Genomic DNA, 25,233 nt, shown 5'->3' on the forward strand with positions numbered 1-25,233 from the left:
GACAGGCTTGCGCCGATTCTGATGGCCGCGCAAGCAAAGGAAGGAGCGCCCAAATGAGCCTGAACTATGTGGTGGCAGGATATGTCAGCGACCGCCATCTCCCTGAACTGACGAAGGAAGATTTGATGAAGCTGACCCATATGAATATCGCCTTTGGACATGTGAGAGAGGATCGAATCGAAACCGGGCATCTGCAGAACCTGGGGCTGCTGCCCGAAATGAAAGGGGAACATCCCGGACTGACGATCCTGCTCTCCGTAGGCGGCTGGAGTGCCGGCGGCTTCTCGGAAGCCGCTTCGACGGAAGCCGGCCGGCAGGCGATGGCCGAGTCAGCAGTCCGGGCTGTCACGGAGCATGCGCTTGACGGAATCGACCTGGATTGGGAGTACCCTTGTTATGCCGCGGCAGGCATTGCTGCCAGTCCGAAGGATAAGGTGAATTTCACGTTGCTGCTGCGCACGATGAGGGAAGCGTTGGATCGGCAAGGCGAGCGAGACGGCCGCCATTATGGGCTGACGATCGCGGCGGGCGCGGACCAATACTATATCGACGGCACGGCGATGGCCGAGGTGCAGCGTTACCTCGATTTCGTCCAGTTGATGACGTACGACATGCGAGGCGGGTTCCAGACGTTGACCGGTCACCACACCAATCTGTACACAGGGACAGGCGATCTGTTTCGCATCAGCGTTGACGCATCGGTTAACCTGTTTGTCCGAGCCGGGGTGCCGAAGGAGAAAATCGTCATCGGCGCGGCGTTCTATTCGCGCATGTGGAAGGACGTTCCGAACGTCAATCGCGGATTGTATCAAATGTCCCCCGGCCCCGGTGGGTACGGCCCGGACTTTACAGCGCTGACCGCCGAGTATATCGATCGTAACGGATTTGTCCGTTACTGGGATGACGAGGCCCAAGCGCCGTATCTCTTCGATGGCCAAACGTTTATCTCTTACGATGACGAAACTTCCATTCGCTGCAAATGCGAATACGTCAAAGAGCAAGAGCTGGCTGGGGTGATGTTCTGGGAGTATGGCTGCGACCGGACGCTCCGGCTGCTGGATGCACTGCACCAAGGACTCACCAAGCCGTAAGCGTGAGCTCCCAACTGCGGAATAATAAAAGCCTCATGGATCGCCAAATCCCCGGAGTCAAAGGGATAGCGGAGCATGGGGCTTTTTTTCTGACATCAAATGTTCTAAATGTGCCGGGCTCGCCATAGATATAAATAGGGGCGTTTTTCGCCTGATCCTGCGGTACAACCTCCCGTTAGGGAATTTTCACAGTTTCCTAGTTTCTTTGATGACGGGGGAACCGGAGGGTGACCGGTCTTCATCCAGAATGGCGTCCAGACGCTGCACCTCCTCGGAGAGGGCCTGCAGGGAAGTCTCGATTTTGCCCAGTTTATCGCCGACGGTTTGCAGCACATATTTGATCAAAATGAAACAAAGCGTGACCGGAAAACCTACATTGGCAACCAACGACACAATATCCGCAACCTGCATAATTGTTACCTCCTTGAATTTTTTGGGCCCTTCACTATATGGGGAAAAAAAGTTTGCCTAGGTACAACCAAAAAATAGAAAAAATGTTATAATCATAATTACTTATATAAAAATGGTTGTGAAAACCCCCTTGAAAATTCCCTATACATAGAAGATGAATATGAAAGGGGGAGGTAGTTTTGAAGGAACAACATACCGTGTACGAGCAATACCGGAAAGAAGTTTATCGAATCGCATGGAGGGTCCAATACAGAGCGAGAGTCGTAAGAAAACGGGAATGTTCATTCAATGGAGTCGAGCCGGCCGTAACCTGCTTCACCTCATCTTCTGATAATAAAATCGTTGTGAGACAGCTGATCAATGCGCTTCCTTCCACGACGGGAAAAACGATCATCTCCAAGATATACTTGCAGGACAAAACGGAGAGGGAAGTCGCCCGCGAGTTGAATATGAGTCAGCAAGGGGTGAACAAATGGAAACGAAAGATGATCAAAGAGTTGTCCCGGATGATGATGAGTTCCTGATTTTGCTCCAAAAGTCCAGGGAAAACGATCCCGAATCGACGTTAAAGTTAATTGAGCTGTTTAAAGGCGATATTATGCATATAAGCAAGTTTATCCATATGTCCGAAGAGGACGCCGTTTCCGACATCATTCTCGAGTTTCTGGAGATGATCAAGAGGCGGGAGGAGGAATAGTGACACACACGCGAACGAAAGTCGGCCAGGAGGTTTTCTCCTGACCGACTTTTTTTTATCAAATCGGTTGTTATTCAGTTTCCCGGATTTCCCTTATAGATGAGTGCGGAAAAAGGCTTCACCTGCCGAAAGCGATAAAGGTTAACAGCGTTAATCGGACAGAACCTGCGTATTGTGGAACAGTTCTTGGAAAGCGCGCCCTGCATACTCCGCATCCTCGAGCTTGCTTTGCACCGCTGTTTTCCAAACAGCGGCGTCACGGGTGAATGCGGAAAACCCATCGACGCCGTACCAGGTCAGCAGATCTTCCCGAGTTACGCGGTACGCAACGGCTCCTTCATTGAAAATGACGGCCTCCAGGTTATCGACATAAGCGAATGCAGCGGTCGCGCTGTATAGATATGCAGGGTCGCGATCCCGATCCGCCAACGGCGTTGAAGAATCCAGATTCACTTGTACGGTAAATACGTCCGGATCCAGCGCAAAGGAGCGAATCGAGCCGAGCGGAAGCGAACGGAACAGGCCGGTTACTTTAGAGGCGTCGCCCATGTAGGGCGTCGCGTAATGAGCGGTTCGGGCAATATCATGGGTTATCGGACTGTTCTGGTCAGCGGTATACTGAGCTTCGCGCTGATCCTGGCGCGGTAGCGCCACACCTTCTACTACCCCAAAGCAGACCAGTCCCGCGAGGAGCAATGCGAGTATTCCGATGTTCCAACGTCTGAAGCGTTGGGCCGTCATTCCAATTCACCCGCCTCGTGTTTCGAGATCAGCGTGGTGCTTGCCTGGAACGCCAAGGGAATCAAGATCGTCAGAAAAGGCTTGGCGTATTGAATGCCAAGTACGGCAAACTGGTAAGGACCGCCGATTTTTACCTGATGGCCAAACCAGATGTTGCTGCCGAATCGCAGGGCAGTAATAGCCAAGAGGGTGACGAGAATGAACAGGCCCCATAATAGCCAAACCATCCGGCTTCGTCTCCGGGCAACATGGAGGTTGCGCGGAGACGTAACTTCAAGCGCATGGCCGCGCCAGACGAAGTTCAGGACCAAATATAGGATTCCGAGCAGCAGGACGAGGACCAAGAACAAAAAACTGAGCGGCGTGCGTTCAATCATGCGTAAAGGAATGGTGAGTATCCACAGAATCAGCGTAAAAAACAGCGTTTTTTGCAGAAGATCCAGCCGATAGCGGTTCACATAGATCTGCGGGCTCTCGTCAATCAGCCCGTCGATACGGGTTAAGCTGGCCGTGGCGGCCTGGACGGCTTGTTCGTACTCCATTCCGCCGGCCATGTAATCGGCGGCTTTGGCTTCCAGATTGCCGAGGATTTCCTCCTTCAGCTCGCGAATACGTCCGGTTGCCGGGTATCCGGCGAATAAACGATCCACGTGTTTTTGCAGCGGATTCACGATGGGGATCCCTCCTGTTTCTCGATTAAGACATCAATGATTTCGCGGGATGTTTTCCATGCCGACAAATTAGCTTTGTACACTTCAGTTCCTGCAAGGGTGATATGGTAATATTTGCGCCGTCCGCCCATACTGCGGTCTTCGCCCCAATAGGACTCAATTAGCTGTTGAGCTTCCAATCGCTTTAGGCTGGTGTAGAGCGACGGCTCCTTCAATTCGTAGCGGTCCTGGCTGATGACGGAGATGGATTTCATGATCTCATAACCGTAGTTATCGCCCTCCAGCAGCACCCGGAGAATAATCGTATCAATATGGCCGCGGATCAAATCCCGGCTGATGGCGCTATCGTTCATGCGTTCACCTCTTCAGAGAACAATGTAAAACATATTACTATGTGTGTCAAGGTAGTTGGTCGCGGTGCCCCCAAAGGAGATAGAGTTGCGGATCCCCCGGCAACATGTTGTAAGATAGGTAGACTGAGGATGAAGGGGGAGTTAGCGTGATGGAGAGAGTTAACTTGTCAAAGGGAATAGCGAATCCGACCATTAAGCCTGGGGAACGCCTGACTTTCGGTTCGTACCCGCAATCCGCTGACGGGGAAGTCCAACCCATTGTATGGCGGGTTCTTGAGAACACGGGCAGCGAATTGTTTCTCCTAAGCGAGGAGATCTTGGAGTGCAAGCGATATCACGGAAAAAGCGCAGATATTTCGTGGCGCGATGCCGCAGAGGTAACGTGGCGAGATTGTGATTTGCGGCAGTGGTTGAACGAGGAGTTCTATCCTGCTGCTTTTAGCCTAGAGGAACAGGATCTCATCAAGCTTACGCCTTGTTCGGATCATGGAGAGGGGAGTCCGGATACGGAGGACAAAGTGTTTCTGCTAAGCGTGGCAGAGATCAAAGCGTTCACCGCGGCCCTCGGCAAAACGTGGTTAACCGCCGCGGGGACGGACTACGCGAAGTTGAAGAAGCCCGACGGCTGCAGTCTCTATGTCTACGACAAGGGCGAGAAAGACAATTACGTTCTGCGAAACGGCAAGGAGGAGGGCTGTTCCTGGTGGTGGTTGCGCACGCGGGGCAATAAGCCATCACGCGCCCATTTTATCGGTCCCGGGCACAGCATCCGCAGCTATGCCAATGTCAGTCTGGCGCGAGATGGCGTGCGGCCGGCGATCAGGTTAAAGATATTAGAGGGAGGCACACCAGGATTGTGACGATAATATCGATCTGTTGCTGCAGAGTCCCATGTGATCCGTTTCTAACGGAACGTAGAGCCCTTATTTGGCGGGAAACTAGTTGTTCGAAAATCTAACGGAACGTAGAGACGTTATTTGACGTAAACCAAGCCTACTAGACCCCTTTTGAGCCAAATAACGTCTTCTGGTTCCGTTAGGTTGGAAAATTGCGCGGGAAATGGACATTAGCGTCATCTGGTTCCGTTAGAACCTCGGTCGAGTCGAGTCACAGGACAACGTTAACGCCGAAACCGGACGCAAAGGGATAGTTGTTGATCTGAAACGGATCTCAATTGGATATACGTTGATGCGTAACCGAACACCTAGGGACAATCTGTTACGCGAAACCGGAGCCAAAGGGATAATGGTGAAAAGACGGCAAATGGCCCTATGAACCATAAATTTGTAAGCGCTTCAAAAAAACTCTTGTATTCCAAAATACCCCTTGTTATAATCGCATTGAAAAGCTTTTCAAACCGAGGATGCCGACATGAACAAAAACAAAAACAAACCAACGATACGCGATGTTGCCAATAAAGCAGGTGTCTCCATAAGCACGGTTTCGCGCGTGATGAACGCGCCGGCAAGTGTGGTTGAGAGTAAGCGGCAACGGGTGCTGGCAGCGATTGAGGAGCTGAGCTATCAGCCGAATGCGTTCGCCCGCGGACTGATTTACAAGAAATCTTTTACCCTGGGGCTATTGATCCCCGACATCGAAAATATGTACTACGCCGGAATGATCCGGGGAATGCAGGATGCCTGCAACAAGCTGGGTTATAGCCTGATGATCTGCAACACGGACCGCGATAAGGAACGGATGTTATCCTATATCGACGCGTTTCATGAGAAGCAGGTGGACGGTATTGTGTTTGCCAGCGACAAAATGTTTCCGGAGTATTACGAGAAGCTGGTGGGCTGCCGGATCCCCTTTGTCATGGTGTCCTCCCATTCGGATGAATACGAGATCCCTTGCGTTGAAGTCGACGACGAGGCGGCAGCTTACGACGCGGCCGTTTACCTGATCGAGCTTGGGCATCGCCAAATCGGGATGATCGGTTTCAATCACGAGAACTCGATTTCCGGACCGCCGCGTTACGCGGGGTTTGTCCGAGCCATGACGGAATACGGGCTGACGTCCAACATCGCCAATGTGAAATTTGCCAGTCACTATTTCGAACATGCGTATCAGGCTGCACACGAGCTGTTTACCGAGCATCCTCCATTGACCGCCGTGTTCTGCGTCGCCGATGAGTTTGCCATGGGGACGATTTCGTACCTTCGGGATCGGCACATTCTTGTGCCGGGGCAAGTGTCCGTCGTTGGTTTCGACAACCACCGCATGGCCGGCATGTACATTCCAAAACTGACAACGATATCTCAACCCATCTATGACCTGGGCCACCGTGCGGCGGAGAAGCTGCATGAGCTGCTGACAACCGGCAGTGTAACGGTGCCCCGAGAAGTCCTCCAACACAAACTCATCGTCCGCGAATCGTCGCGAGAAAGAGCAACCACGATTTAACAACGTGTACCAACTTGAACCCAATCCACATGAACGCACCACGATCAAACACCACCTACACGATCACTACTTACACGAACACCACTACGAACTACGCAATCAACAAAGTTACCAATAACTTTTTGAAAAGCTTTTCAAAAAAACGGAACATTCCAGTTGGGCAGGTCATACACTTATACCAAAATGAAAACGGATTCAGGGGGAGCTTCATTCATACGACTGTTGAAATGCTTTTCAAGGAGGTGATTTGCCGAATAGCGTTCCATTGTCAGCCAGACCTTCAGATGGTTTCTCATACAACATATCGAAGGGGATGTAGGGTCAATGAATAAAAGATCAAAATGGACTTCTTTACTGCTTGTTAGCGGATTATCGTTTACGCTTCTCCTCAGCGCTTGCGGCGGAGGGAACAATGCGGCAAATAACGAACCGGCGGCCCTGGCCAACACCGGAACCACGGAGCAGAATACGAATGAAGGCACCGCTACGAATGACGCCGCAGCCACCGGCTCGCCGCTGGAGCTCGCGTTGAAAGGCGAATATAAAGGCACCAAGGTAACGATGTTCGGGCCATTCGTGGACGCCGACCAGGTGAAATTCGAGACCAGTATCAAGGATTTCGAGGAAAAGACGGGCATCGATATCCAATACGAAGGCTCTAAGGAGTTTGAGGCGACCATCAACGTCCGCGTGGACGGCGGTAACGCACCCGATATCGCCGACTTCCCGCAGCCGGGATTGCTGGCTGCCGTAGCCAAAACCGGCAAGGTCATTGACCTTACCGGCATTCTCGATCAGGAGAAGCTGAAGGCCAATTACAATCAAAGTTGGCTCGACATGGCGACGATGGACGGCAAGGACGGTAAAATCATGGCGGGCGTATGGAACCGCAGCAACGTGAAGAGCTTGGTGTGGTATCCGAAGAAACAGTTTGAGGAAGCGGGCTACACCATTCCGCAAACCTGGGATGAGCTGATGGCGCTGACGGAACAAATCGCTAAGGATGGCGACACCGCTTGGGGCATCGGGATCGAAAGCGGCGCGGCAACAGGCTGGCCGGCTACCGACTGGGTCGAAGACATCATGCTCCGCACGACCTCGCCGGAGAATTATGATAAGTGGGTTAGCGGGGAACTGCCATTTACTTCCCCTGAAGTGAAGCACGCGGTGGAAAAGATGTCGGAAATCTGGATGAACCCGGATTATGTGTATGGCGGAACGAAGTCGATCGTGACCACGGCCTTTGGCGATTCGCCGGCCCCGATGTTCGACAATCCGCCGAAGGTGTGGCTGCACCGTCAAGCTAACTTCATCACCAGCTTCTTCCCGGAAACGGCGAAAATCGATGAAGACTACGACTGGTTCTACCTGCCGCCGATTGATGAGCAATATGGCAAACCGGTGCTTGTCGCCGGCGATATCTACTCGATGTTCAACGATCGCCCTGAAGTTCGGGCCGTCATGGAGTTCTTCACGACCGGCGAATCGATTAAATCTTGGGTACAATCCGGCGGCGTCATTGCGCCGATGAACGACGCTTCGCTTGACTGGTATACCTCTGAGGCGGATCGCCGCATGGCGAAGCTCGTGCAAGAGGCTTCCACGCTGCGATTCGACGGTTCTGACCTGATGCCGGGTAAAGTGGGTGCCGGCACCTTCTGGAAGGGAATGACCGACTACGTGAGCGGCACGGCTACGCTGGATGAAGCGCTGGCGCAAATTCAGGAAGGCTGGAAGAACTAAATTTAGCTAGGTAGCAAAGACATGCCATAATAATACTGCACCGCTGGAGGGGCGCGCGAACCGAAACGTGGGTTCCGGTACACCGCCCCTCTTAGTTATGAATCCAACCGGTTATTCAGAAAATTACGCTCACCAAACTTTTAGGAGGGGTCATGATGAGTTCAGAGGCCAAGCGAACCGTCAGCCTGAGGGCCGTGCTCTTCACCCTGGTCATTTTGCTCGCCAATGCCGCCGGACACGGATTGATATTCCGTTTCTTCCGCGACTCGACGCTGAATCCGCTGTTGACCGCGGTATGCGCGGTCCTATGGGGCGTGCTCGGCGTATATTTTCTTTTTTATACGTTTAACTTGGCGGTGGAGCAATATCCGGAACAGGTCCGGCGGAAGGTGCTGCCGTTTATCTTCATCGGCCCAGCGGTCATCTTGCTAGGATGGCTCCTTGTTCTGCCCGCCGTTCGGACGCTCTATCTCAGCTTCTTTAACGCCTCCTCGGAGAAGTTTGTGGGGCTAGCCAACTATGCGGCGATTTTCACCGATAAGCTGATGGGGACGGCACTGCGCAACAACCTGCTATGGGTGTTCCTCGGCACGCTGGCTTGCGTTGGGTTCGGGCTGCTGATTGCAATCCTCGCCGATCGCAGCAGCTATGAGAAGATCGCCAAGTCGATCATCTTTATGCCCATGGCCATCTCGTTTGTGGCGGCGGGGGTGATCTGGAAGTTTGTGTACTATTATCAGCCCGGTGACCAGCAGATCGGCTTACTTAACGCCATCGTCGTTGCCCTGGGCGGAGAAGCACAGGCCTGGACCAGCATGCTGCAGCCGTGGAATAATCTGTTTCTCATTCTGATTCTGATCTGGATGCAAACCGGGTTCGCCATGGTGATTTTCTCCGCGGCGATTAAAGGCGTCCCGGACGATATTCTGGAAGCGGCGCGTGTGGACGGGGCCGGTGAAATCAAAATCTTCTTCCGCATCATCATCCCGTTTATCTCCGCAACGATCCTGACGGTGACGACGACGATCATCGTGTTTACGCTAAAAATCTTCGACGTTGTTATGGTCATGACCGGCGGACAATACGGGACGGAAGTGGTGGCTACGCAGTTTTACCGGCAGTTCTTTATGTACCGCAATTTCGGATACGGCTCCACGCTGGCGATCGTCCTGCTGATTGCCGTGCTGCCGGTCATCTTCTTTAATCTGCGGCAGATCCGCAAGCAGGGGGGATTCTAATGGCGGGCACGAATCAGCCACGTACCACAGGAACCAAACGCAAACGCGGCAAAACGATCGTCAATCTCGTACTGGGCGTCATCTGCTTATTATGGCTCATTCCTACGCTGGGATTATTGATTTCCTCCTTCCGGCCAGCGTCGGATATTCTGCATACCGGTTGGTGGAACGTGTTTCCCCACCGGGAATGGACGAATGCGGAGACGATTCAGCTATCGAAAGATATCGATCTGCGCGAGCCGATTGAGGTGAATGGGCAAACCTTCAACGACGACGAGCTGAAAGCCGGGGTTCTCAGCGATGACCAACGGCTGATCTGGGAGAATCGCCGGGCCCGCACACTAAACGTGCAGGAGCAGGGCTGGGAGTTTAAGCCGGCGCTGACGCTGGAGAACTACAAAAATGTGCTGTCCGGCAAGGAATATAAGCTAAAGCTGGCCGACGGCAGCGAATCGATCCAGAAAGGGAGCGGGTTATCCCAGGCGTTCTGGAATACGCTGACGATCGCCGTACCGGCGACGGTCATCCCGGTGCTGATCGCTTCGTTTGCCGCCTACGCGTTTGCCTGGCTGCGGTTCCCCGGGCGCAAAACGCTGTTCGTGGTGATCATCGCGATGCTGGTCATTCCGCTGCAGGTCGCACTCATCCCGGTGCTGAAGGATTACACTGCATTGGGCCTGAACGGCAGCTACCTGGGCATTTGGTTGGCCCATACCGCCTTCGGCTTACCGCTCGTGACGTATTTTATGTATAACTTTATCAGCCAGTTGCCGAAGGATTTGTTCGAATCGGCTTTCATTGACGGGGCGAGTCACTTTACGATCTTCTCCCGGTTGATCCTGCCGTTGTCCGTACCGGCACTGGCTTCGATCGGCATCTTCCAGTTCCTGTGGGTATGGAACGATTATCTGGTATCGCTGATCTTCATCGGCAACCAGCCAAGCGTGCAGGTGATGTCGATGAAAATAGCCGACCTCGTCGGATCGAGAGGAAACGACTGGCATCTGCTTACGTCGGCGGCGTTTATCTCCATGCTGATGCCGCTCACGATCTTTTTCCTCTTGCAGAAGTACTTTGTCAGAGGGCTGATGGGAGGCTCGGTGAAAGGATGAACAAACGGTCTGAGGAGCACCCGGCGACACTGCATTCCCCGCGGGAATGGAGCCTGGTCGAGGATGCGTACGATGAGAAGGACAATCAGCGCAAGGAGAGCTTGTTTGCCTTGGGTAACGGGTACATCGGGATGCGCGGCCATTTTGAGGAGGGGTACCACGGGCAGGAAGGAATCTCGGTGCGCGGCTGTTATGTGAACGGGTTCTACGATACCGCGCCGATCCTTTATCCCGAAGGGGCGTATGGGTTTCCGTCCGAGGGCCAAGCGATGCTAAACGTGACGGATGCCGGGGTCATCAAGCTGACCCTCGAGGGCGAGACCTTTCATTTGAACCGGGGGCATGTGCGATTCTACAAAAGAGTGCTGCATATGCAAAGCGGTGTGTTGCACCGGTTGGTTGAATGGGAATCCCCAGCCGGACACCGCGTGCTGATTCATATCCGCCGCCTGGTGTCGTTGACCCATCGGCATCTGGCGGCGATCCACTACGAGGTGACGGCACTGAACTTCGACGGCACCGTGTCGATCTGCTCGGCGATGGACGGGGACATCGCCGAGGCAGATGCGCCGGACCGGGGCGGAGATCCGCGCCTCGGGGCACGCCGCACGGAGCCCAGCCTCCTGTTGGAGGGGGCGGGGAGCGACGGGCGCGGCGGCGGCTGGCTGAAGCAGCGCACGCGGCATAGCCGCTTCGCGCTGCTGACGGCGATGAGCCACCGGCTGGCGCTGCCGCCGTCCGCCTCGTATAGCCTGTCGGAGAAGCACGACAGGCAGCGGTTGTCGGTGCAGTACGACGTGGCGCTGCGCCGGGGGGACACCGTTTCGCTGAGCAAATTCATCAGCACTCACACCTCCCGAGATACCCGGGAGGAAGAGCTGCAGATGCGAAGCGCGGAAGTGCTGCAGATGGCCGAAAGCCGCGGCTTCGACGGGCTGGCCGAGGAGCAGCATGCTTATCTGGACGCGTTCTGGAGCCGCGCCGACGTGGAGATCAAAGGCGATCCCGCGCTCCAGCAGGGGCTGCGGTTTAACGCGTTTGGCCTGCTGCAGTCGGCCGGACGCGACGGGCGGACCAGCATGGCCGCCAAGGGTCTCACCGGCGAAGGGTATGAAGGGCATTATTTCTGGGACACCGAAATGTACGTGCTGCCCTTCTTTACCTTCACGACGCCGGAGATCGGCCGGGCCTTGCTGGAATTCCGCTACCGCACGCTGGAGCAGGCGCGGCAGCGGGCGAAGGTGATGTCGCAGCGGGGCGCGCTGTATCCGTGGCGGACGATTGGCGGCGAGGAGAACTCCGCCTATTTCCCGGCGGGCACCGCGCAGGCCCATATCAACGCCGACATCGCCTACGGCATCCGCCAATACGTCCAGGCGACGGGAGACGAGGCGTTTCTCGTGCAGCAGGGCGCGGAGATCTTGTTCGAGACGTCCCGGTTCTGGGTGGACCTTGGCCATTACAATCCGGCCCGTGGCGGTGCTTTTTGCATCGACGGGGTGACCGGTCCGGACGAATACACGGCGGTTGTGAACAACAACGCATACACGAACCTTATGGCCCGCGAACACCTTCGGTATGCCTGCGAGACTGCGGGGGTGCTGCGCGAGCGGTACTCTTCGGATTTCGCCCGGCTTCAGCGGAAGATCGGTCTCACGGAAGGGGAAATCCTTGGTTGGCAGCAGGCGGCGGACAAGATGTACGTCCCGTATGACGAGGAATTGGGGATCTACGCGCAGGACGATACGTTCTTGTCCAAGCGGAAATGGGATTTCGCCGGCACGCCGCCGGAAAACTATCCGTTGCTGCTGCACTACCATCCGCTTGTCATCTACCGTCATCAGGTGTTGAAGCAAGCCGATCTGGTGTTGGTGTTGTTTTTGCTAGGCGAGCAGTTTTCGCGGGAGGAGAAAATCCGCAACTACCGGTATTACGAACCGCTGACGACGCATGATTCCTCGCTGTCCCCATGTATCCACAGCATCATCGCTGCTGAAATCGGCGAATTGGAAGACGCTTACGACTATTTCAGCCGGACGGTGCGGATGGATTTGGACGACGTGAACGGCAATGCCAAGGACGGATTGCATACCGCGGCGATGGCAGGTTCGTGGATGGCGGTCGTGAACGGGTTTGGCGGAATGCGGCTCGACAGCAACGGCGTGTTGGGTTTCCGTCCGGTACTACCTCCGCAATGGGAGAGCTGCCGGTTTAAGGTGATGCACCGGGGGCGACTTCTTGAGGTGTTTTTTGACAAGGAGCAGGTCGTCTATACGCTTCGCGAAGGGGAGGGCCTGGAGATTCGGCACGACGGAGAACGCCTTGCGATTCGCCCGGGTGAACCCGTCCGACGTGCGTTAGCGGCGGATCGCGAACCAGCCGACAGCCACCTGGGGAACTAGGGTGCGCGTCCCTTTTGCGGGAGCCTGTCCGGCGGGCGTATAATGGGGGCGTAGGACCATTTTGGACGCGACAGGAGGAAGAACGATGAATTACAGAACGCTGGGCCGAACCGGGCTGCGGATTTCCGAAATTGGCTACGGGGCTTGGGGGATCGGCAAATCCGGATGGGTTGGAGCCAGCGACGACCAGTCGCTGCAAGCGCTGCGCCGCTCCATTGAGCTGGGCCTTAACTTTATCGATACCGCCCTCGGGTACGGGGATGGCCACAGCGAGAAGCTGGTGGGACAGGTCGTTCGCGAGCAGAAGGCACAGGGGAAGGACATTTACGTGGCCACCAAAATTCCGCCGAAAAACGGCCAATGGCCCGCTCGCGCCGGTGTACCGGCTGACGAAACGTTTACCGCCGAGCATGTGATTGCCTGCACGGAGCGGAGCCTCGGTCATCTCGGCCTGGAGACGATCGATGTGCAGCAGTTCCACGTCTGGTCCGATGAGTGGGTGGGCCAGGGCTCTTGGTTGGAAGGCATACAAAAGCTGAAGGAACAGGGGAAAATCCGCCATTTTGGCGTCTCCATCAATGACCATCAGCCGGAAAATGCGATCAAGCTGATCGAAACCGGGGTCGTGGATACCGTTCAGGTCATCTATAACCTTTTCGATCAAAGTCCGGAGGACCAACTGCTGCCAGCCTGTGAGAAGCACCATGTTGGCGTGATCGTCCGGGTTGCGTTGGACGAAGGCGGATTGACGGGCAAAGTAACGCCGGAGACCACATTCGAGGAAGGCGACTTCCGTAATCACTATTTCCGCGACGACCGGAAGCAGGAAGTGTACAATCGGGTGCAAAAGATCGCCGCTGAGCTGGGAGTTTCGCTGGAGGAGATGCCGGAAATCGCGCTGCGTTACGTCCTGAGTCACCCGGCGGTATCGACGGTCATCCCGGGAATGCGAACGGTTCGCAACGTTGAGCGCAACATGCCGGTTGGCGACGGCCGCGGCTTAAGCGCCGAACAGGTAGCCAAGCTGAAATCCCACCGCTGGATCCGCAATTTCTATCAATAAACTATAAGCGTGAGGAACGCCGTGAACAAAAGCGACCCCTTTGCATAAAACAAAGGTGGCCGCTTTTTTTTTGCGGGGAGGAAGAGGGAAAAAAGAACTTAAGGTGTTTTGTACCCTTACGCGGCCGCAACCTTGGCGTTATGATAGGAAAGGATAAAGAAGGAAATCATGATCCAAATATGGTGATGATTAACTTGAAAATGGAAAGGAGGTGGGAGCGTGATGTATATGAACGATTTGGACGTTGCCAAACAGCATATCCGGGATCTTCGCAAGGAGCTGGACCGATGCAGGATGGCCCGGCAATTCCGGCTTTGGGAGAAGGAGAAACCAAGGAACGAGCGGTCTAAGGTACCCATAGGTATGAATTCGGTACTGATTTCCATCCTTGCTAGGATGCGAAAACTGCGTTAACCTCGGTCGTACCCTCCAGTAAGTCCCCCGATACAAGATAGACCGCCCCTCGTAAGAAACGGTCTACTCTCTATGCATCGATATTCCATTTTCGTTTGTCTAAGTCTTAGTTCCCAGTCCCTTGTTCTGGTTGCCTGTTCTTATCTGGAGTCTCGCGTCCGGGAGGAACGATACAGTTCTGCGATGAGCCGCAGCGTTTTGAGGCCTTCTTCGCCATTCATCGCAAAGCGCGTTCCTGTCCGGATGTGGTCGTAAAAATCGGCGATTAATAACCGGTGGCTTGAGCCCCAGTAAGATTTGCCGATGATTCTTCCCGCGTCGTCGAGGCTGACCGGCGGCTCGGAGATCAGGCTTTCTAGGCCGTCCTGAATTAAATACAGGCGGTCGCCCCGCTGATGCAGCGTGCCGCCTTCAAACACCAGCTCCAGTTCAACAGGGGAGTTGGCCAAATACGCATTGGTGGCGTAAAACAACCCGCGGACGCCGTCCGCAAACCGGAAGCTGGCATGCGCCGTATCCTCCACCTCGATCACGTCGCCAAGGGCATCGGCGGTGACGCTTCCTTGTACGGAGACGACATCACCGCCGAACCATTGCAGGAGATCGAGCGTATGGATCGCCTGGTTAATCAATACGCCGCCGCCTTCGGTCGCCCAGCGTCCTCGCCATGGGCTGTCGGTATAATAAGCCTCGTCTCGGTGCCAGGTGACGATACCTTTGAGGCAGAGGAGCCGACCCAGCGTTTTCGAATCCAGGAATTCGCGGATCTTCTGGGACGAGGCGTTATATCGATTCTGAAAAACGACGCCAAGCTGCGCTTCGTTGCGGCGCGCTTCCGCAAGCAAATCCTCCGCTGCCTTTAGATGATGCGCGAGCGGCTTCTCTGTGAGTACGTGCTTTCCGGCCCGTAGCAGACGCGTTGCCATCTCCGCATGCAGGTGGTGGGGCGTACATAAATGAACGACTTGAATGTCATCGCGTTCCAGTAAGGTCTGGTAATCGCTCGCCGCTTCGCAGGCATATTCCGCAGCTGCCTGCTCTGCTTTGGAGGCATCGCTGTCGACGACGACCTTCAGCTTCACGCCGTCCAACTGCTGCACAGCCCCGGCATGCAGCGGGAAAATCGCTCCGCAGCCGACGATGGCTGCGCCTATCGGTTCTTGCATCGTAAGGTCCCTTCCCGTCCTAGTAAGATGTGGTGATTTGTAGCGCCTGTTGCTGGGCTTTCAGGCATAGCTCCGCGGCTTTGAAGGCGTGCTCTTGCGTCATCGCGTTCTCTGTGCGGTTCAGGCAATCCAGGATTAATTCGCCAAAGAACGGATAACCGACCTGACCGCGCACGGCAAAATGCTGCTCGCCGTCCTGATTCACCAGGTAGACATGATCGCCGTCCGTGTCCCGGGCAAGATCGACGTATTTGCGCAGCTCGATATACCCTTCGGTGCCCAGAATGAACGTCCGCCCGTCTCCCCAGGTGCTGAGGCCGTCCGGCGTAAACCAGTCGACGCGGAAATACTGGGTCGCCCCGTTATCGCCAACCAGCGTTGCGTCGCCGTAATCCTCCAGCTCGGGGTATTCGGGATGATGGTAATTGGCTACTTTGCTGTGCAACACCTGGGCTTCCCGACACCCGGTATAATACAGGAACTGCTCGATTTGGTGGCTGCCGATGTCGCAGAGAATGCCGCCGTATTTCTCCTTCTGAAAAAACCACTCTGGCCGCGAACCTGCATTCAGCCGATGCGGACCAAACCCGGTTACCTGCAACACGCGTCCGATCGCCCCTTGCTGAACGAGTTGGCCGGCATACACGGCGGATTCTACATGCAAGCGTTCGCTGTAATACACCATATATTTGCGGCCGGTTTCGCGAACCTTCCGGCGTGCGGCTTCGAGCTGATCCAGGTGGGTGAACGGCGTCTTGTCGGTAAAATAATCCTTCCCGGCGTCCATCACCTTGAGACCCAGTGGTCCCCGCTCCGACGGAACCGCCGCAGCAGCGACGAGCCGTACCTCGGGATCGGCGAGCACCTGCTCAAGGCTGTCTGCCCGGATCGCTTGCGGGTACTGCTCCACAAACGCCTGCACTTTCGCCGGGTCGGGATCGTAAACCCACTTCAAGGTCGCTCCGGCTTCAATTAGCCCGCCTGCCATTCCGTAAATATGCCCGTGGTCCAGAGCCGCCGCGGCAAATGCAAATTCGCCGGGCTTCACGACCGCATTCGGACGCCCCTTAGGCGCATAGTTCATCCCGTCCTTCGCTTGATAAGAGGGCTGCTGTTGTTTATCCATCGTCATCGGCCTTACATCCTTTCGTGGATAAACTCGGCAAACTTGCGGAGCATCTCTTTCGAACCGTAATGGCCGCTGAAGTCCTCAATGCCAAGGTAGCCGTCGTAGCCAACGGACTTCAGGTCCTGGAGCAGCCGGCTGTAGTCGATCACGCCGTTCGCTAGCGGCGACCATTCGCAACGCCAAGCCGCGCTGCCGTCCTCGCGCGTCCCGGTTTGCGACCAGGCGGCGTTTTTGACGTGGACATGAGCGAGATAGGGCCCGAGCAACTGGAGTCCCATTTTGAACTGCTCGTAACCTTCGTGCACCATGTTGCCCGGATCATACAGCACGCCGATCTGATCGGGATCGCAGTGGCTGACCAGTCGATGGGCGAGGCTGGCGCTTGGCGCAATCGTCAGATGGTGTGTTTCCACGACGCCTTTGACGCCGTATTGTTTGGCCAAACGCTCAGCTTCTTTCAGGTAACGCACCGTTTTGTCGTACAACTCGGGATAGGGCGTTGAGCCGTCATATCCGGCCGCGCCTACGCGGATCGTCTTCGCACCCAGCAGGCGGGCGACGGCGAATACCCGCTCCGTCTCTTCGAGGTCCAGCGAGTTCAAATACGGCGCGATGCCTGCCATCTCAAGTCCCTCAGCTTCGGTGATGCGCTTGAAGCGAAGCAGCTGTTCTTCCGTTGAAGACGGATCGATCGAGCACAAATTGTTGCGCCAATACGATGGCTTCTCACCAGTTGCCTCGGCGGGGATTTCCTTGAAACGCCACTCCACACCGTGGAGACCGGCTTCCCTTGCGGCCTGTACCAACTCCTCCGGCGTCAAATCCGGGGTGGATACGGTAAATACGGACAATTTCATGGGTTATCGCTCCTTTTTGTTACGGAATTGGAGGAGGGGGCTAGCATTCCCCAGCGTATGTCTCAAATAAGGTGAAAAAATCACTCTATTCTTCGGCCGCGGCAATGATAGACTCTTATCTCCCGAATGCTCAATGTGTCCCCGACACGTCGAGCACCTTGCCGCTGCCGCCGTCCTTGCGGAACGAGGAGGCTTGAATCTTCTCCTGCAGCTTGGCGTAGAATAGCTCCTCATCCAGCGGGAGGTCTACCCAATCGTCGGTCCAGGCCGACAGGTGCATGGCGTTGGAAATCGTCAGGCCGCGGATGCCTTCCTCGCCTGGGGCGAGCAGCTTCTCACCGCGCAGCAGCGCGTTCGTGAAGTTCTGCAAAATCCCCTTATGCTGCGGTCCGTCGCCGCCGCTCACCGGGATGTCGCATTTCCAGCATTCCGGCTGGCCAAAGCCGCCGGTATATTCCGCGTTGAACTGCGGCTCGGGCATCCGCAGCCGCCAGAACGTGAGCTTGCCGTCTTCCACGACGATTTTGCCGTTGTCGCCGGACAACTCGAAGCGGTTCGTGCCCGGCGCTTCGCCGGTCGTGGTGACGAATAGCCCGGTGGCGCCGTTCTCGTATTCTACGTAGGCGGTCACGTCGTCTTCCACCTCGATGTTGCGGTATTTGCCGAAGTGGCAAAACGCGCGGACCCGCTTCGGCATCATCCCGGTCGTCCACTGCCACAAATCGAGTTGGTGCGGGTCCTGATTCAGCAGCACGCCGCCGCCTTCTCCGGCCCAGGTGGCACGCCAGCCGCCGGAGTCGTAGTAGCTCTGCGAACGATACCAGTTCGTGATGATCCAGTTCGTGCGGCGGATCGCCCCCAGCTCTCCAGACAATACGAGGTCGCGCAGCTTGGCGTACAGCGGATTGGTCCGCTGATTGTACATGATACCAAACTGCTTGCCGGACTTCGCGGCCGCTTCGTTCATCTCGCGGACCGCTTTGGTGAACACGCCGGCCGGCTTCTCGACGAGTACATGGTAACCGCTCTCAAAAGCCTGCACCGCCAGCGTCGGGTGATCGTAATGCGGCGTAGCAATCAGCACGGCATCCATCGCCCGCGAAGCAAACAACGCTTCCGGCGTGTCAAAGGTCTGCACCGTCTCCGGCAAATGTTCCTTCGCCCACTTCAGGCGCTCGGGGTTGGTGTCGCATACGGCGGTCAGCTCCGCACCCTGGATCTCGCCGCAGAGGTTCAACGCATGGGATGTGCCCATATTGCCGATGCCGATGATGGCGAAACGTAGTTTATCCATTTAAACGCTCCCTGCCTTTCCCTTAGAGGTAACCTTCTTTGAACCTCATACTAAATATCCTGTCCGCTTTTGTGTAGTCCTGTCGCTCTTAGCTTAGCTTGAATCGAAAGGGTTGAGAAGGGCACGGATTAAGACGGTTTTGCGCAAAATTAAGGTGTATTCGATAAATGCGAATGCTACAATGAGATCAGAATCCTTGAAAGTGGAAGGGCTTACAATACAACAAAGGGAATGGGAAACGATGAATGAGATGGATCTGCTCGCCGGGCGGCTGCCCGAGAGCTTGACCGTGACGGTGACGCATGCCCAGCTGCGAAGCGGCTTTCCCGGCTGGAACCGGACGGAGCTGGCTCCTAGCTTCAACCGGCTTTATTTTATCGCGGAAGGGGAAGGCTCGGTGATCATCAACGGGGAGACTTATTATCCTCGACCGGGCCAACTTATGATCATGCCGGCAGGGACAAGCCAGACGACGTCTACGAACCCGGATGATCCCTATACGCGTTATTTCTGTCATTTCGACGCCCAAATAGGGGAATGGCCGCTGTTTCATGCCGGAAGCAAGTTGTTTATCAGCGATGCCGGCAATCTGGAGTACGTCCGTGCGACCTTCGACGAGATGATCCGCCAGTTTCAGTCTGGCGGCCCTTTTGCCGGGCTGCGCATGCAGGCTTGTCTCCTGAACCTGCTCGCCTGCTGCCTGGAGGAGGGGGGATACCGCGATTATTTGAAGGACTATATGCAGTTTACGGAACGGAACAAGCTGAGCGGCGTGCTGAAATACATCCAAGAGCATCTGTACGGGCCGATTGAAATCGAAACGCTGGCCGACATCGTCCATTTGCATCCGAATTATTTTATTCCTTATTTCAAAAAAATCATGGGCGTCACCCCCATGCATTACGTACAGCGCAAACGGATGGAGGAAGCCAAGCGGCTGCTGACCTTCACCGACGACAGCATCGCCGACATTGCTGATCGGCTGGGCATGCAGTTGGCCCATTTTTCCCGCCAGTTCAAGAGCCATGCCGGGATCTCGCCTACCGCGTACCGGGCTTGCACAAGGTAGCCTGCACCGTATGAACGCCAACTGATCTCAGCCGCACCGCCCGCACCCCACGCCTATATGCGCAGGGAGCGGGCTTTTTTGTGCCAAATTTGGATGTAAGGCGTTTTCCTGCATGAATCATTACATTGCGGTATAGCTGTGGGACAGGGCCGTTTTTAGAATGAGGATAGAAAATACATCCAGTTCTGGCATCGTAAACCGAGGTTCCACCCATTCAAGATTGAGGGAGGCGTAAAGGTGAGAAGACGTTTACGGACAGGGAAGACGACGCTCGCATGCATTCTTTGGTTAGCCGGTACACTCGCTTTCTCCGGACCTTTGGGATCCGCGCAGGCTGTACAGGCGGAGGAAGAAGCCGGGGCTTATGCCCGAAACGGCAACATCGTTCAGGCGTCGAACGGAAGGCATTCGTTGGTTTTTGATTTGGTGCAAGGGACCGGCAGCTTGTCGTGGGACGGACTGCCGGTCGTGCCGCAGTTCGAGGCGAGCTTCCGGGAGAAGGGCGGCGAAACCCGCTCAACCCGGGATGCCGTGGAAAGTTCGGCCGAGTGGACTAAGCTGAAGCCGGACGCCTATGGCAAAAACGGGCGTAAGCTGACGATTCACAGCCAGTTGGAAACCGGCGAGCAAATCGATTTGAACTTTTACTTGTACCCTAAGGTTTCATACGTGCTCACTGACATGCAGGTGCAGCGGGCGGACGGGCTGACCGTGGAGGAGCTGACGCCCATGGACGCGCAGCGGATCGAGATCGGGGCGGGCGATGCGAAGAAGATCTTTACGACGCCGTATTCGAACAATTTCGATTTCGGGGTCGCGCCGGTCGACGATTTCGGCAAAAGCCAAAACGGAGCCGACCGCTTCGCCGGCGAGCAGTTGACGTGGGACGACTTCAACGGGATCAGCCATTGGGTCGCGGCGGTATTTGATAACGAGAATAAACATGGCTTTGTTGGCGGTGCGGCCACCGTCCAGAATTGGAAAAGCAGCCAAAAGCTCGGCGAAGCGGAAATTCCGAACGGTCCGTTGACCGAATTTTCCCTGTACAACTGGGGGGGAAGTCATAGCGGAACAACGGTGTCCTCCGATCTGTTTTTCCTCGGGTATTATGACGATTACCAGCATGGCTTGGAGGAATACGGCACCGTCTATAACCAGGGGGAGCCTCATATGAAGTGGGACGGCGACGTGCCGATGGGTTATAACACCTTCTACTCGCATGATCGCTATGCTACTGCGGAGGCCATGTACGCAATGGTCGATTACGTAGCGGAGCATTTGAAGCCGCAGGGGTATGATTATTTCAATCTGGATGGCGGTTTTCAGGCGGAAAGCGGACTGCCCTTTGAACAATCGATCACCAAGTTCATCGACTACGTGCATGCCAAAGGGCTCAAGGCGGGCGGATATTCGACGCCGTTTACGATTTATGAGGAATGGCTCGATTTGCCGATCGAAGGCACGGGCTTGACTCATCGCGACATTTGTCTGAAGGACGAGCAGGGGAACCTGATCAAAACCTATCTGAACACCTATGCGCTGGACCTCAGCCATCCGGTGGCACAGCAAATCGTGAAGCGGAACATCGACGATTACATCCGCTGGGGCTACGATTACATTAAGCTGGATTTTATCGATATGGGCATGTACGAAGGCCAGCATTACGATCCTTCGGTGAATGGAATGCAGAACTACCGGATCGGGATGGGCATCATTCGCGATGCGGTGTTGGCGGCGGACCGCCCGATTTACATCAACGAGTCGATCGCGCCGCTGCTGCCGGCCGCGTTTGCCCATGGTCGGCGGGCGGCCTGCGACACGTCGCTTGGCGTAGCCAGCTACTCCGGCATCGAGCGGCAGGCGTTTAATACCGCCGCTTCGTGGTGGACGAACGGTACGATCTACGAATACAACGACCCGGACATGATCATTCCGCAATACGTGATCCAAGGGTTCTGGTACAAGTTCAGCCAACAGGACGCCAAGCTGCTGAATACGGCGGTGACGTTGGGCGGGGGCCATTACCTGATCGGCGATAACTTGCCTTTCATCGACGAGGACCGGTTGGCTTGGCTGCACAATAAGGAGCTGCTTGATCTGGTGAAAAAAGGGCAGGCGGCGAAACCACTGCAGATGACAGACTTTTACCATCATGAGGCGCATTCCCCTGCTGTTACTGTACTGACGCAGGGGAAAGACAACCTGGTAGTCGGGCTGTCCAACTGGACGAACCAGGCCCAGGACATCCAGGTCGAATTGGCCGATCTGGGCCTCAAACCCAACAAAAAATACCGGCTGACCGAGCTCTACAGCGGGCGATCGCTTGGCACGGCGCAGGGAACGTTAACGTATCCACTGGAAGCGAAAGGCTCAGCGATCATTCAAATCGTGGGTTCAGGAAAACCGGCACCTGCCGATCCGTTACCGATGAATCTGGCGTTAGGGAAGCCTGTCAATGTCTCCTCGACCTGGGGCGATCCCGGCTACGAGGCGGATAAGTTGACGGACGGCGATCCCACGACGCGCTGGAATGCGGCTGACGGACTACAGAACGATCAATGGGCGGAAATCGATTTTGGCACGGAAACGAAGATGAACCAGGTTGTCGTAAAGGAGTTCCGCGATCCGTATTTCAAAACGGCCAATTATACGCTGCAATATTGGGACGGCTCGGCATACCGGAACATCACGAAAGGATTTACGCTAGGCGACAACCGGACGTTGAAGTTTCCGGAGATTACGACAACCAAGCTGAGACTCTATCTGAATACGAACTATGGCGTGCCTTCGATCTATGAGTTGGAAGCTTATTACGCGCCCGGAGAGGGAGGCAGCCGCATCGACCAGGATGACAGCGATCTGGGATACGCTAATTACTCCGACGTGCGGGCGGGAATTCAGCGGATGCAGACCTTCACTTTAGAGCATGCGGATTTGCCTAAGCTGGATGTCTACATTTATGAGAGTTATCGGAACGAGGTACCGAAGGACGCTTATTACTTCGAGCTGGTCGTGCTGGACGATCAGGGCCAACCGGCAGAGAAGCTGTTTACGGCTTCGCTTCCGGCTTACAACATCCCGGGTTCGATCTCGCCATATTCGATTTACCCACAGCTCAAAGGACTAAATACGAGCAAAACGTATGGTCTCATCCTGAAGTCGCCCGGCTCGGACTATACGCCAAGTACGGACAACAACTATGGGTTTGCTTACAGCGACGCCGATCCTTATGCGGGCGGGGAAGCGAAGTTGTCCACGGACGGCGGGTTAACCTGGTTCGCGGAAGCGAATCGGGATCTGATCTTCACGTTGTATACGTCCGCGGATTGGGCGGATGAGGGGATGGGGACGACGGAAGAAATCTTGACGGAAACGCCATAAGGATGGCTATATCCGTAGCATTGGAGGGAAGGCCGGTGGCCTTCCCTTTGTTTGTTTTGTTCGGATTCGTGCGAGCGATTGGCTGAAACTTTCGGCGTTCCTTCTGATTCGTTATACTGGTACCAAACTCATTTCGCCAGCCTGGTCTGGACCCCCCCGCAAAACCGGTGCGCGGAAAGTCGGATGGGGCCGAAGGACTCTTGTTATGCTGGGAACCAGAGGAGGTGCAAACGATGGATGTGCTGAAAAATATGAACGAGGCTTTGAACTACATCGAGCGGAATTTGACGGACGAAATCGATTATGAGGAAGTCGCCCGGATCGCCGTTTGCTCGGAATACCATTTCAAGCGGATGTTTTCGTTCCTGGCCGGGATCCCGCTGTCGGAATATATCCGCCGTCGGCGGCTAACGCTGGCTGCCTTCGAGCTGCAGCAGGGACCGGTGCGGGTCATCGACGTTGCGATCCAATACGGTTACGGTTCCGCCGATGCCTTTGCCCGGGCATTCCAAGGCCTGCATGGAATCACGCCGTCGGAAGCAAGAGATCCGGGAGCACCGCTCAAAGCCTATCCTCGGATGACCTTCCAACTCACCATACAAGGAGGAAACGAAATGAATTATCGGATCGTGGAAAAGGAAACTTTTCGGATCGTCGGCCTGCACAAACGGGTGCCGATCCAATTTCAGGGGGTTAACCCGCATATTGCGGAAATGGCGCAAAGCTTAACCCAGGAGAGGATTGCTAGGCTGAAGGGGTTGTCCAACCTCGAACCCGCCGGGATGATCAGTGCGTCGGCCAACTTCTCGGAAGGTCGCATGGAGGAGCAAGGGGAGCTGGACCATTACCTCGGCGTGGCTACAACACACGCTTGCCCAGAAGGCTACGCTTCGTTAGAGGTAGCGGCTTCGACGTGGGCGGTGTTTACCGCGGTCGGCCCGTTCCCGGAGACACTGCAGAACGTATGGGGACGGATTTATTCGGAGTGGTTCCCGTCTGCTCATTACGAATTGGCCGAAGGCCCTGAACTTTTGTGGAACGAGAGTCCGGACACGTCCCTGCCCAACTACCGAAGTGAAATCTGGATTCCGGTGGCGCGCAAAGCCTGAAGCTGCGGTTGTTCTCCGGCTTACCGTGGACCAAAGATGACTTTTTGGACCGCCTATAGTACGATCTGCTAAGAGAGTGTAGATAGCTTATAGGAAGGAAGAGGGAGAACCATGGATAACGACAAACGCAAAGTGGGAGTTTTGTTTGTATGCCTGGGGAACATTTGCCGTTCGCCCATGGCGGAAGCCGTCTTTCGGCATCGGGTTACCGAAGCGGGATTAAGCGAACAGTTTGTGATCGATTCGGCGGGAACCGGCAATTGGCATACGGGAAATCCGCCGCATCACGGTACGCGCCGCATTTTGGACCAGTACGGCATTTCCTATGAGGGATTGCAAGCGCGACAGGTGGCGCAGGATGATTTTGACAAATTCGATTATATCATCGCGATGGATAACCAAAATGAACGCGATTTGAAGGCGCTGGCTCTTAAGACCGATGCTCAGATCGTGAAGTTGCTGGACCTCGTGTCGGAATCGCAGTTGAAGGAGGTTCCCGATCCGTATTACACAGGGAACTTCGAAGAGGTCTACGGCCTGGTGCAGCAGGGCTGCGGCGCTTTGCTAGAGCTGATTCAGCGGGAAAAAGCGCTGGGCTAAGCTTGAATTTGGCCTGCCTGAGCAGACTTGTGTTAGCCTGAGCCTGGCCAAAGCTGGCCAATCAGGCCTGAGCAGGACGAAGCTGGCCTTAGTTAACTAGCCAGGTGAACTAGGCGGGTGGTGCTTGGCTGCTAGATACGTGCAGCGGCTGTCCGACCGAGGCGAAATCGGCCAGGCCCCCGAATATTGGACACTTTAGGATCAAACCTTAGTTCGGCTCAACTATACGGCGATTCTAAACGCGTTTACTTCGTTTCTCTCCAGTTTCACTGCAAATTCAGCGGGAGAG

At 55.4% G+C, this 25,233-nt stretch carries 23 protein-coding genes; 15 read left to right on the forward strand and 8 right to left on the reverse strand.

The annotated features are described in order from the left end of the window. Window positions 1–53: 53 nt before the first annotated feature. On the forward strand, window positions 54–1,091 hold the full coding sequence (locus tag KJS42_RS19915) for a glycoside hydrolase family 18 protein (protein WP_213623913.1): 1,038 nt from the start codon (window positions 54–56) through the stop codon (window positions 1,089–1,091). 186 nt (window positions 1,092–1,277) lie between these two features. Here the strand turns inward: KJS42_RS19915 and KJS42_RS19920 are convergent, their stop codons facing one another. After that, complete coding sequence (locus tag KJS42_RS19920) at window positions 1,278–1,502, reverse strand: hypothetical protein (RefSeq protein ID WP_193415634.1); 225 nt, start codon at window positions 1,500–1,502, stop codon at window positions 1,278–1,280. A gap of 179 nt (window positions 1,503–1,681) precedes the next feature. On the opposite strand from KJS42_RS19920, the gene KJS42_RS19925 reads away from it, so the two are divergent. Both KJS42_RS19925 and KJS42_RS19930 read left to right on the forward strand, forming a co-directional pair. Then, on the forward strand, window positions 1,682–2,026 hold the full coding sequence (locus KJS42_RS19925) for a DUF1492 domain-containing protein (protein ID WP_068787158.1): 345 nt from the start codon (window positions 1,682–1,684) through the stop codon (window positions 2,024–2,026). After that, the gene (locus KJS42_RS19930) at window positions 1,975–2,199 is read left to right on the forward strand and encodes a hypothetical protein (protein WP_213623914.1); all 225 of its coding nucleotides are present in this window, start codon (window positions 1,975–1,977) and stop codon (window positions 2,197–2,199) included. Before KJS42_RS19925 ends, KJS42_RS19930 begins: the two co-directional genes overlap by 52 nt. A gap of 150 nt (window positions 2,200–2,349) precedes the next feature. Here KJS42_RS19930 and KJS42_RS19935 read toward each other — a convergent pair whose 3' ends face one another. From KJS42_RS19935 to KJS42_RS19945, 3 genes are read right to left on the reverse strand one after another with little or no spacing between them, the layout of a single operon-like run. Further along, on the reverse strand, window positions 2,350–2,940 hold the full coding sequence (locus KJS42_RS19935; protein WP_213623915.1) for a DUF4825 domain-containing protein: 591 nt from the start codon (window positions 2,938–2,940) through the stop codon (window positions 2,350–2,352). Then, window positions 2,937–3,611, reverse strand: coding sequence for a permease prefix domain 1-containing protein (locus KJS42_RS19940; protein WP_213623916.1), 675 nt, complete (start codon window positions 3,609–3,611; stop codon window positions 2,937–2,939). Before KJS42_RS19940 ends, KJS42_RS19935 begins: the two co-directional genes overlap by 4 nt. Continuing rightward, on the reverse strand, window positions 3,608–3,964 hold the full coding sequence (locus tag KJS42_RS19945; RefSeq protein WP_155608583.1) for a PadR family transcriptional regulator: 357 nt from the start codon (window positions 3,962–3,964) through the stop codon (window positions 3,608–3,610). Before KJS42_RS19945 ends, KJS42_RS19940 begins: the two co-directional genes overlap by 4 nt. A gap of 164 nt (window positions 3,965–4,128) precedes the next feature. Here KJS42_RS19945 and KJS42_RS19950 point away from each other — a divergent pair, with 164 nt between their 5' ends. The 8 genes from KJS42_RS19950 to KJS42_RS19985 all read left to right on the forward strand — a co-directional run bounded on the left by KJS42_RS19950 (window position 4,129) and on the right by KJS42_RS19985 (window position 14,339). After that, window positions 4,129–4,824, forward strand: coding sequence for a DUF6273 domain-containing protein (locus tag KJS42_RS19950; protein ID WP_244868561.1), 696 nt, complete (start codon window positions 4,129–4,131; stop codon window positions 4,822–4,824). Window positions 4,825–5,335: 511 nt separating this feature from the next. Next, window positions 5,336–6,367, forward strand: a complete 1,032-nt coding sequence (locus KJS42_RS19955; RefSeq protein ID WP_193415629.1) for a LacI family DNA-binding transcriptional regulator — start codon at window positions 5,336–5,338, stop codon at window positions 6,365–6,367. A 324-nt stretch (window positions 6,368–6,691) separates the two neighbouring features. Beyond that, window positions 6,692–8,110 carry an ABC transporter substrate-binding protein gene (locus tag KJS42_RS19960; RefSeq protein WP_213623918.1) on the forward strand — a complete coding sequence of 473 codons (1,419 nt, stop codon included), beginning with the start codon at window positions 6,692–6,694 and terminating at the stop codon, window positions 8,108–8,110. A gap of 152 nt (window positions 8,111–8,262) precedes the next feature. Beyond that, complete coding sequence (locus KJS42_RS19965) at window positions 8,263–9,348, forward strand: carbohydrate ABC transporter permease (protein WP_240908821.1); 1,086 nt, start codon at window positions 8,263–8,265, stop codon at window positions 9,346–9,348. After that, the gene (locus KJS42_RS19970; protein WP_213623919.1) at window positions 9,348–10,460 is read left to right on the forward strand and encodes a carbohydrate ABC transporter permease; all 1,113 of its coding nucleotides are present in this window, start codon (window positions 9,348–9,350) and stop codon (window positions 10,458–10,460) included. The genes KJS42_RS19965 and KJS42_RS19970 overlap by 1 nt, the downstream gene beginning before the upstream one ends. Continuing rightward, window positions 10,457–12,862 carry a glycoside hydrolase family 65 protein gene (locus KJS42_RS19975; RefSeq protein ID WP_213623920.1) on the forward strand — a complete coding sequence of 802 codons (2,406 nt, stop codon included), beginning with the start codon at window positions 10,457–10,459 and terminating at the stop codon, window positions 12,860–12,862. Before KJS42_RS19970 ends, KJS42_RS19975 begins: the two co-directional genes overlap by 4 nt. 85 nt (window positions 12,863–12,947) lie before the next feature. Next, the gene (locus tag KJS42_RS19980; protein ID WP_155608577.1) at window positions 12,948–13,925 is read left to right on the forward strand and encodes an aldo/keto reductase; all 978 of its coding nucleotides are present in this window, start codon (window positions 12,948–12,950) and stop codon (window positions 13,923–13,925) included. 222 nt (window positions 13,926–14,147) lie between these two features. Next, window positions 14,148–14,339 (forward strand): hypothetical protein, encoded by a 192-nt coding sequence (locus tag KJS42_RS19985; protein ID WP_155608576.1) that lies wholly within the window; start codon window positions 14,148–14,150, stop codon window positions 14,337–14,339. A gap of 140 nt (window positions 14,340–14,479) precedes the next feature. Here KJS42_RS19985 and KJS42_RS19990 read toward each other — a convergent pair whose 3' ends face one another. From KJS42_RS19990 to KJS42_RS20005, 4 genes are all read right to left on the reverse strand, one after another. Continuing rightward, window positions 14,480–15,505 carry a Gfo/Idh/MocA family protein gene (locus KJS42_RS19990; RefSeq protein WP_213623921.1) on the reverse strand — a complete coding sequence of 342 codons (1,026 nt, stop codon included), beginning with the start codon at window positions 15,503–15,505 and terminating at the stop codon, window positions 14,480–14,482. A gap of 19 nt (window positions 15,506–15,524) precedes the next feature. Further along, the gene (locus KJS42_RS19995) at window positions 15,525–16,631 is read right to left on the reverse strand and encodes a Gfo/Idh/MocA family protein (protein WP_213623931.1); all 1,107 of its coding nucleotides are present in this window, start codon (window positions 16,629–16,631) and stop codon (window positions 15,525–15,527) included. 11 nt (window positions 16,632–16,642) lie between these two features. Further along, window positions 16,643–17,491, reverse strand: coding sequence for a sugar phosphate isomerase/epimerase family protein (locus KJS42_RS20000; protein ID WP_213623922.1), 849 nt, complete (start codon window positions 17,489–17,491; stop codon window positions 16,643–16,645). A 130-nt stretch (window positions 17,492–17,621) separates the two neighbouring features. Next, on the reverse strand, window positions 17,622–18,785 hold the full coding sequence (locus KJS42_RS20005) for a Gfo/Idh/MocA family protein (protein ID WP_213623923.1): 1,164 nt from the start codon (window positions 18,783–18,785) through the stop codon (window positions 17,622–17,624). A 241-nt stretch (window positions 18,786–19,026) separates the two neighbouring features. On the opposite strand from KJS42_RS20005, the gene KJS42_RS20010 reads away from it, so the two are divergent. The 4 genes from KJS42_RS20010 (at window position 19,027) to KJS42_RS20025 (ending at window position 24,944) form a co-directional block, all read left to right on the forward strand. Next, window positions 19,027–19,854 carry an AraC family transcriptional regulator gene (locus tag KJS42_RS20010; protein ID WP_193415621.1) on the forward strand — a complete coding sequence of 276 codons (828 nt, stop codon included), beginning with the start codon at window positions 19,027–19,029 and terminating at the stop codon, window positions 19,852–19,854. A 237-nt stretch (window positions 19,855–20,091) separates the two neighbouring features. Further along, on the forward strand, window positions 20,092–23,235 hold the full coding sequence (locus KJS42_RS20015) for a discoidin domain-containing protein (RefSeq protein WP_213623924.1): 3,144 nt from the start codon (window positions 20,092–20,094) through the stop codon (window positions 23,233–23,235). Window positions 23,236–23,468: 233 nt separating this feature from the next. Further along, complete coding sequence (locus tag KJS42_RS20020) at window positions 23,469–24,344, forward strand: AraC family transcriptional regulator (protein ID WP_213623925.1); 876 nt, start codon at window positions 23,469–23,471, stop codon at window positions 24,342–24,344. Window positions 24,345–24,455: 111 nt separating this feature from the next. Continuing rightward, entirely contained in the window at window positions 24,456–24,944 is a 489-nt protein-coding gene (locus KJS42_RS20025) for a low molecular weight protein-tyrosine-phosphatase (RefSeq protein ID WP_155608570.1), read from the forward strand. Window positions 24,945–25,233: the final 289 nt, after the last annotated feature.

The organism is Paenibacillus sp. J53TS2 (assembly GCF_018403305.1).
Classification (GTDB): Bacteria; Bacillota; Bacilli; order Paenibacillales; family Paenibacillaceae; genus Fontibacillus; species Fontibacillus rhizolycopersici.

Excerpts from the sequence above, each read along its gene's own strand:
- KJS42_RS19915 (WP_213623913.1), top strand. The coding sequence starts at position 54 with ATGAGCCTGAACTATGTGGTGGCAGGATATGTCAGCGACCGCCATCTC.
- KJS42_RS19920 (WP_193415634.1), bottom strand. The coding sequence starts at position 1,502 with ATGCAGGTTGCGGATATTGTGTCGTTGGTTGCCAATGTAGGTTTTCCG.
- KJS42_RS19930 (WP_213623914.1), top strand. The coding sequence starts at position 1,975 with ATGGAAACGAAAGATGATCAAAGAGTTGTCCCGGATGATGATGAGTTC.
- KJS42_RS19935 (WP_213623915.1), bottom strand. The coding sequence starts at position 2,940 with ATGACGGCCCAACGCTTCAGACGTTGGAACATCGGAATACTCGCATTG.
- KJS42_RS19945 (WP_155608583.1), bottom strand. The coding sequence starts at position 3,964 with ATGAACGATAGCGCCATCAGCCGGGATTTGATCCGCGGCCATATTGAT.
- KJS42_RS19955 (WP_193415629.1), top strand. The coding sequence starts at position 5,336 with ATGAACAAAAACAAAAACAAACCAACGATACGCGATGTTGCCAATAAA.
- KJS42_RS19960 (WP_213623918.1), top strand. The coding sequence starts at position 6,692 with ATGAATAAAAGATCAAAATGGACTTCTTTACTGCTTGTTAGCGGATTA.
- KJS42_RS19965 (WP_240908821.1), top strand. The coding sequence starts at position 8,263 with ATGATGAGTTCAGAGGCCAAGCGAACCGTCAGCCTGAGGGCCGTGCTC.
- KJS42_RS19970 (WP_213623919.1), top strand. The coding sequence starts at position 9,348 with ATGGCGGGCACGAATCAGCCACGTACCACAGGAACCAAACGCAAACGC.
- KJS42_RS19975 (WP_213623920.1), top strand. The coding sequence starts at position 10,457 with ATGAACAAACGGTCTGAGGAGCACCCGGCGACACTGCATTCCCCGCGG.
- KJS42_RS19980 (WP_155608577.1), top strand. The coding sequence starts at position 12,948 with ATGAATTACAGAACGCTGGGCCGAACCGGGCTGCGGATTTCCGAAATT.
- KJS42_RS19985 (WP_155608576.1), top strand. The coding sequence starts at position 14,148 with ATGTATATGAACGATTTGGACGTTGCCAAACAGCATATCCGGGATCTT.
- KJS42_RS19990 (WP_213623921.1), bottom strand. The coding sequence starts at position 15,505 with ATGCAAGAACCGATAGGCGCAGCCATCGTCGGCTGCGGAGCGATTTTC.
- KJS42_RS19995 (WP_213623931.1), bottom strand. The coding sequence starts at position 16,631 with ATGGATAAACAACAGCAGCCCTCTTATCAAGCGAAGGACGGGATGAAC.
- KJS42_RS20000 (WP_213623922.1), bottom strand. The coding sequence starts at position 17,491 with ATGAAATTGTCCGTATTTACCGTATCCACCCCGGATTTGACGCCGGAG.
- KJS42_RS20005 (WP_213623923.1), bottom strand. The coding sequence starts at position 18,785 with ATGGATAAACTACGTTTCGCCATCATCGGCATCGGCAATATGGGCACA.
- KJS42_RS20010 (WP_193415621.1), top strand. The coding sequence starts at position 19,027 with ATGAATGAGATGGATCTGCTCGCCGGGCGGCTGCCCGAGAGCTTGACC.
- KJS42_RS20020 (WP_213623925.1), top strand. The coding sequence starts at position 23,469 with ATGGATGTGCTGAAAAATATGAACGAGGCTTTGAACTACATCGAGCGG.
- KJS42_RS20025 (WP_155608570.1), top strand. The coding sequence starts at position 24,456 with ATGGATAACGACAAACGCAAAGTGGGAGTTTTGTTTGTATGCCTGGGG.